This is a genomic window from Noviherbaspirillum sp. (genome assembly GCF_036846085.1).
In the GTDB taxonomy this organism is placed as follows: Bacteria; Pseudomonadota; Gammaproteobacteria; order Burkholderiales; family Burkholderiaceae_D; genus Noviherbaspirillum.
In genome coordinates this window covers 1-6564 of sequence record NZ_DAIUCO010000281.1, presented here as the reverse complement: position 1 = coordinate 6564, position 6564 = coordinate 1, and the positions used below count along the sequence as shown (strand labels likewise).

8 protein-coding genes and 1 pseudogene are annotated in these 6564 nt (G+C 59.9%); all 9 read left to right on the top strand.

Annotation, left to right across the window (positions count from 1 at the left end):
* Nucleotides 1–1618: tRNA uridine-5-carboxymethylaminomethyl(34) synthesis enzyme MnmG (gene mnmG, locus V7080_RS22430; RefSeq protein ID WP_334190600.1), on the top strand; the 1618-nt coding region annotated here is incomplete at its 5' end.
* 12 nt (nucleotides 1619–1630) lie between these two features.
* On the top strand, nucleotides 1631–2278 hold the full coding sequence (gene rsmG / locus V7080_RS22425) for a 16S rRNA (guanine(527)-N(7))-methyltransferase RsmG (protein ID WP_334190599.1): 648 nt from the start codon (nucleotides 1631–1633) through the stop codon (nucleotides 2276–2278).
* The gene (locus V7080_RS22420; RefSeq protein ID WP_334190598.1) at nucleotides 2275–2823 is read left to right on the top strand and encodes a lipocalin family protein; all 549 of its coding nucleotides are present in this window, start codon (nucleotides 2275–2277) and stop codon (nucleotides 2821–2823) included. Before rsmG ends, V7080_RS22420 begins: the two co-directional genes overlap by 4 nt.
* The gene (leuE, locus tag V7080_RS22415; RefSeq protein WP_334190597.1) at nucleotides 2820–3452 is read left to right on the top strand and encodes a leucine efflux protein LeuE; all 633 of its coding nucleotides are present in this window, start codon (nucleotides 2820–2822) and stop codon (nucleotides 3450–3452) included. The genes V7080_RS22420 and leuE overlap by 4 nt, the downstream gene beginning before the upstream one ends.
* Before the next feature lie 6 nt (nucleotides 3453–3458).
* Nucleotides 3459–4229 carry a ParA family protein gene (locus V7080_RS22410; RefSeq protein ID WP_334190596.1) on the top strand — a complete coding sequence of 257 codons (771 nt, stop codon included), beginning with the start codon at nucleotides 3459–3461 and terminating at the stop codon, nucleotides 4227–4229.
* 69 nt (nucleotides 4230–4298) lie between these two features.
* Nucleotides 4299–5186 carry a ParB/RepB/Spo0J family partition protein gene (locus V7080_RS22405; protein WP_334190595.1) on the top strand — a complete coding sequence of 296 codons (888 nt, stop codon included), beginning with the start codon at nucleotides 4299–4301 and terminating at the stop codon, nucleotides 5184–5186.
* Nucleotides 5187–5197: 11 nt separating this feature from the next.
* Nucleotides 5198–5746: an RBBP9/YdeN family alpha/beta hydrolase gene (locus tag V7080_RS22400; RefSeq protein ID WP_334190594.1), complete on the top strand. Its 549-nt coding sequence runs from the start codon at nucleotides 5198–5200 to the stop codon at nucleotides 5744–5746.
* Between the two features lie 251 nt (nucleotides 5747–5997).
* Nucleotides 5998–6336 carry an ATP synthase subunit I gene (locus V7080_RS22395; RefSeq protein WP_334190593.1) on the top strand — a complete coding sequence of 113 codons (339 nt, stop codon included), beginning with the start codon at nucleotides 5998–6000 and terminating at the stop codon, nucleotides 6334–6336.
* Between the two features lies 1 nt (nucleotide 6337).
* A pseudogene (locus V7080_RS22390) lies at nucleotides 6338–6564 on the top strand (F0F1 ATP synthase subunit A); the annotation flags it as partial.

Genomic DNA, 6564 nt, shown 5'->3' with positions numbered 1-6564 from the left:
GTATAAGGCGGCTATCCGGCATCGCCTCGAAAACCAGCAGAATCTTTGGCTGTTTCAGCAAGCAGTGGACGATCTCATGGTCGAAGGCGACCGCGTCGTCGGTGCCGTTACCCAAGTAGGCATCCGTTTCCGCAGCCGTGCTGTCGTCCTGACTGCCGGCACCTTCCTCGACGGAAAAATCCATGTCGGCCTGAATAACTATTCAGCAGGACGTGCAGGCGACCCGCCGGCCATATCGCTGTCCGCACGCTTGAAGGAACTGAAGCTGCCGCAAGGGCGCTTGAAGACCGGCACGCCGCCACGTATTGACGGCCGCAGCATCGATTTCTCGGTGATGGAGGAACAGCCGGGCGATCTGGATCCGGTGCCTGTGTTTTCCGTCATGGGAAACACCGCCATGCATCCGAAGCAGTTGCCTTGCTGGATCACACATACCAATGAGCGTACCCACGACATCATCCGCGGCGGTCTCGACCGCAGCCCGATGTATACCGGTGTCATCGAAGGAGTAGGGCCACGCTATTGCCCGTCGATTGAGGACAAGATCCACCGCTTCGCCGACAAGGCATCGCACCAGATCTTCCTCGAGCCGGAGGGCCTGACGACCAATGAGTTTTATCCCAACGGCATTTCGACCAGCCTGCCGTTCGATGTGCAGCTTGCGCTGGTGCACTCGATGCGCGGGATGGAAAATGCGCACATACTCCGGCCCGGCTATGCGATCGAATACGACTACTTCGACCCGCGCGGCTTGAAGGCATCGCTGGAAACCAAGGCGATCCAGGGGCTCTTTTTCGCCGGCCAGATCAATGGCACCACCGGGTACGAGGAAGCCGCCGCCCAAGGCATGCTGGCCGGCCTGAATGCCGCGCTGATGACGCAAGGCAAGGACACCTGGACGCCGCGCCGCGACGAAGCCTATCTCGGTGTATTGGTCGACGACCTGATTACCAAGGGTGTGCAGGAGCCGTATCGCATGTTCACCAGCCGGGCGGAGTACCGTCTCAGCCTGCGCGAAGACAATGCCGACCTGCGCCTCACCGAAATCGGCCGTCGCCTTGGCTGCGTGAGCGATGCGCAATGGACGGTATTCGAGAAGAAACGTGAAGCCATTGCCCGCGAACTGGAGCGGCTGAAATCGACCTGGGTCAATCCGCGCATGCTGGAAGCGGCGGAAGCCGAACGCGTCCTCGGCAAAAGCATCGAGCGGGAATATGCGCTCGCCGACCTGTTGCGCCGTCCGGATGTCGACTACGACAGCCTGATGACCCTGAAAGGCATCGACGGCAGGGAACTGGCCGGTCCGGGCGTGGCGGATGAAGCAGTCAAGGAGCAGGTGCAGATCCAGGTGAAATATGCCGGCTATATCGATCGCCAGGCACGGGAAGTCGAGCGCCATGACCATTACGAAAACCTGAAATTGCCTGTCGGATTCGATTACATGGAAGTACGCGGCCTGTCCGTCGAGGTAAGGCAGAAACTGAACAAGCACCGCCCGGAAACCCTGGGCCAGGCGTCACGCATCTCCGGCGTCACGCCGGCGGCAATATCGCTGCTTCTAGTGCACCTGAAAAAGGGTGGCTTCAAGGAGTTTTCCGCCGTAGCAGTGGCCGTCTGAGGGCAGGGCGCCGTGAAGGAAATTGACCGTCAATCGCTCACGCCCGTCCTGGCCGATGGCATCCGCGCACTGCATCTCGACCTCGGCGATGCGCAAATTGCGCAGCTGATGGATTATCTTGCGCTGCTGTCGAAATGGAACGCGGTGTATAACCTGACGGCAGTGCGGGAGCCGGCTCGCATGGTCGAGCAGCATCTGCTCGATTCGCTGGCGGCGGTGCCGGCATTCAACGGTGCGGAAAACGTGCTGGATGTGGGTTCCGGCGGCGGCCTGCCCGGCATGGTGCTGGCCATTGCCCGGCCGGACATGCAGGTATCGATGGTGGATACCGTGCATAAAAAGACCGCGTTCCTGACACAGGCAAAATCGGAACTGGGGCTGTCCAATGTAACGGTCCATACGTCGCGGGTGGAACAGTTGCAGACGACGCGCAAGTTCGATGTCATTACCTCCCGTGCGTTTGCCGAACTGGCGGATTTCGTGTCCTGGTCCAACCATCTCCTCGCCGATGGCGGCCGTTACATCGCGATGAAAGGCATGTTGCCGACCGACGAAATCGCACGCCTGCCGGCAGGCTGGAAAACCACCATCATCCAGTCGCTGTCCGTGCCGCACCTGAACGCCGAGCGGCACCTGATCTTCATTGAAAGGACTGCATGAATAACCGGTTGACGCAATTTGCGCTGGCACTCGCCTTCGCCGCATGTTCCACGTGGTCGAATGCACAGGAACTGAAGACCGTACCCTTATTCGACCTTGCAAAATATATGGGCAAATGGCACGAAATTGCCCGCTTCCCCAATAAATTCCAGAAGGAATGCGCCAGCGATGTCACTGCGGAATACAAGACGCGGGAGGATGGCCAGGTCGATGTCATCAATCGTTGCAAGCGCGTCGATGGCGGGATGGAAGAAGCAGCAGGCCGGGCACGCATCCCTGACCAGGCGAACAAAGCCAAGCTGGAAGTGCGCTTCGCGCCGGAATGGCTGTCCTGGCTGCCGCAGGTATGGGCCGATTACTGGGTCATCGACCTCGCGCCGGACTATTCCACCGCAGCCGTCGGCGCACCAGGCCGCGACAACCTGTGGATCCTGTCACGCACGCCGACATTGTCCGAAGAAACCTACCAGGACATCGTCAACCGCTTGACTGCCAAGGGCTTCGACACCGCGCAACTGCTCCGGACCGGAAAGGAAAAGCCATGAATCTGTGGCTGCATGGAATAGGCATCACCGATGCGTGGCAACTGGTAATGGCCACCATGGTGTTTCTCATGCTGCCCGGACCCGGCACGTTTTGCGTGTTGACCTGCACCGCCCAACGCGGCCTGCGTGGCGGCTTTGCATCGCTCGCCGGCCTGATGCTGGGCGACGCGGCGTTGATGTTCCTGGCCGCGATCGGTGTTGCGGCGCTGTTGCAGGCGAACCCGTTGCTGTTCCAGGGAATGCAATACCTGGGTGCCGCCTATCTTGCCTACCTCGGGTTCGGACTGTTGACGGCTAAGAACGGCGAGGGTGCCGCAGTCGTGCCGTTTTCCAACGCTGCCGATTTCCGGCGCGGCTTTCTGGTCACGCTGATCAATCCGAAAGCCATCGTGTTTTATATGGCGTTTTTTCCGCTCTTCATCGACCCCGTCACCCATCAGGGCGCACTCACTTTCGTTGCAATGGGCGGGATCATCTCGACTTGTACGCTGTTCTATGGCAGCCTGCTGGTCCTGGCAGGAAATGCCGCGGCGAAACGTCTTGCGCGAAACCGTCGTGTTGCCGCCTTTGCGTCACGTGCGGCAGGCATTTTCCTGATCGGCTTCGGCATCAAACTCACCACCAATTAATAACACATGGCCAAAATATTCTGCGTCGCCAACCAAAAAGGCGGCGTCGGCAAAACGACCACCGCCGTCAATCTCGCCGCCGGCCTTGCACAGCTCGGCCAGCGCGTGCTGCTGGTCGATCTCGATCCGCAGGGCAACGCTACCATGGGTGCCGGCATCAACAAGGCGACACTGGAAGCATCGGTGTATGAAGTACTGCTCGGCATGTCGGATGTCGTAACGGCACGCAAGCCTGCCGGCACCGGCGGCTTCGACATTCTTCCCGCCAACCGGGAACTGGCGGGTGCGGAGGTCGAGATGGTCGCACTGGATAACCGGGAAAAGCGCTTGAAGGATGCGCTTGCCGCCGTTGCGGGTGATTACGACTTCATGCTGATCGATTGCCCGCCCGCCTTGTCGATGCTCACCCTGAACGGCCTGTGTGCCGCCCACGGCGTGGTGATTCCGATGCAATGCGAATACTATGCGCTGGAAGGCTTGTCGGACCTCGTTAATACCATCAAGAAAGTCCATGCGAAGCTCAACCCGGATCTGAAGATCATCGGTTTGCTGCGCGTGATGTTCGATCCGCGCATGACCCTGTCGCAACAGGTATCGGCACAACTTGAACAGCATTTCGGCGACAAGGTCTTCAAGACCATCATCCCGCGCAATGTACGGCTCGCCGAAGCGCCGTCCTACGGCATGCCGGGCGTGTCGTTCGACCCGACGTCAAAGGGGGCACAGGCATACATCGCCTTCGGTGCCGAGATGGTTGAACGGATCAGGACAGTTTAATTTTCCGGGGGCAGGGCGAAGCGTCGCCGTGCCCCGTTCCCGGGATGACAGAAACACGATAGAGGCATCATGGTTACCAAAAAATCCAAAGGACTCGGTCGCGGACTGGATGCGCTCCTGGGCGGTTCGGGCGACAGCGCGGACTTCGACACCGCCGCGCCGGGCTTGCCCAATGCATTGCCGGTCTCCCAACTGCAGGCCGGCAAATACCAGCCGCGCACCCGCATGGATGAAGGCGCGCTGAACGAACTCGCCGCGTCGATCAGGGCGCAGGGATTGATGCAGCCTATCCTCGTCCGGCCGATCGGCGGAGACAGCGGCAAGTACGAAATCATTGCCGGCGAACGGCGTTATCGCGCTGCCCAAATCGCCGGCATGACGGAAGTCCCGGTGCTCGTCAAGGAAGTCGACGACCAGTCCGCCGCCGCCATGGCACTCATCGAAAACATCCAGCGCGAAGACCTCAATCCGCTCGAAGAAGCGCAGGGCATTTATCGCCTGATCACCGACTTCGACTTCACGCACGAGCAGGCCGCCGGCGCGGTCGGCCGCTCGCGCAGCGCGGTATCGAACCTGCTGCGCCTGCTGAACCTCGCCAAGCCGGTGCAGACCATGCTCATGGCCGGCGACATCGACATGGGCCATGCCCGCGCCTTGCTCGCCGTCGATGCCGCGACGCAAATCACGCTTGCCAACCAGATCGTCGCCAAGCGCATGTCGGTACGTGAAGCGGAGAAGCTCGTCGTGCAGGCAAGCGCCGCCCAAGCCGCCGATGAGCATCCACGCAGCGCCAAGGAAAAGTCCCGCGACATCGCCCGGCTGGAAGAAGAATTGTCGGATGCACTGGCCACCCCGGTCGCCATCAAGCTCGGGGCAAAAAACAAGGGACAACTGGTGATCGACTTCGCCAACCTCGACGTGCTGGACGACGTCATCGCCCGGTTGCGCGTTCATTAACTCATCGCACTGTGACCACCGTATTCATCCTCCCCGGGCTTTACGATTCCGGTCCCAACCACTGGCAATCGCTCTGGGAAGCGTCGATTCCATCGGCAAGGCGCGTGCGGCAGCACGACTGGGATACTCCCGAACGCACCGATTGGGTAGCGGCGCTGGACGCCGCAATTCGCCAAACAGGAGGCCCGATCGTGTTCGCCGCACACAGCCTCGGCTGCGCGCTCGCTGCATGGTGGGCGGCGGAACATGCCACGGACCTGCACGCGTCCAGAGTCATCGGTGCATTACTGGTCGCGCCACCCGATGTCGAGCGGCCGGACTTTCCGCCAGGCGTTCGGGGCTTCGCACCAATGCCACGGATGCGCCTGCCTTACAACGCCATCGTGGCCGCCTCGTCCAACGATCCGTGGTGCGCCTTGCCGAAGGCGCAATCCTGGGCAGCCGACTGGAAAGCTGAATTCGAAAGCGTCGGACCACGCGGCCACATCAACGGCGATAGCGGCCTCGGCGAATGGCTACAAGGGCGGTGCTGGCTCGATAGGTTGCGTCAATCCGCATAAACTTGGGCCTGCTGAAAAATTCAGCAATTCATCGCGCCTTTCTGTCAGTTAACGGCCCTGATTAACAGCCAGTCACCAGTATTTTTACCGTAGGGATTTCATGTTGTGCGGACAGGCAAAAGTTTGACTCGACTTGTGGAAAACACTTATAATCCCGTGGTTTGCCAGAGCGCGCCACCAAGATTTAACGCAGCTGTCGAAGTGCCTACAAGCCCACAGATTGCGCTCACGGATTGCTATCCAAGACAGATATGCTGCGCGTTGTTCTCCTGCAAGTTTTGATGACGGTAATCGCCGGCCTCGTAGCCGGACTGATTGGTGGAAAGCATGCGCTGATATCGGCGCTGCTAGGCGGACTGTGTTGTGTCGTGCCGAACGGTTTGTTTGCATTGCGCCTCTTCATCGGCGCGCAAAAACCGGACGCTATTAACCCGATGACGTTTTTCATCGGCGAATTTATAAAGATTGCATTGACGGTCGCGCTACTGGGCATGATCGTCTGGCTGTACCGCGATTTGAACTGGCTGGCGCTGATCGCCGCTTTCATCGTGGCACTGAAAAGTTACATCATCTTATTATTTAGGCACTGACATGGCATCTACAGCAGAAGGCGCGGCAGGGCACGCCCCGACCGCTTCCGAGTATATCGTTCACCACCTCGGGCACCTCACAAGCAAGCATCAGGAAAAGATGGTCGACTTCTCGATCATCAACATGGACACCGTGTTCTGGTCCATCGTCGCCGGCGTCATCGGCTGTTTCCTGATGTGGCGCGCCGCAAGCCGCGCAACCTCCGGCGTACCGGGCCGTTTCCAGGC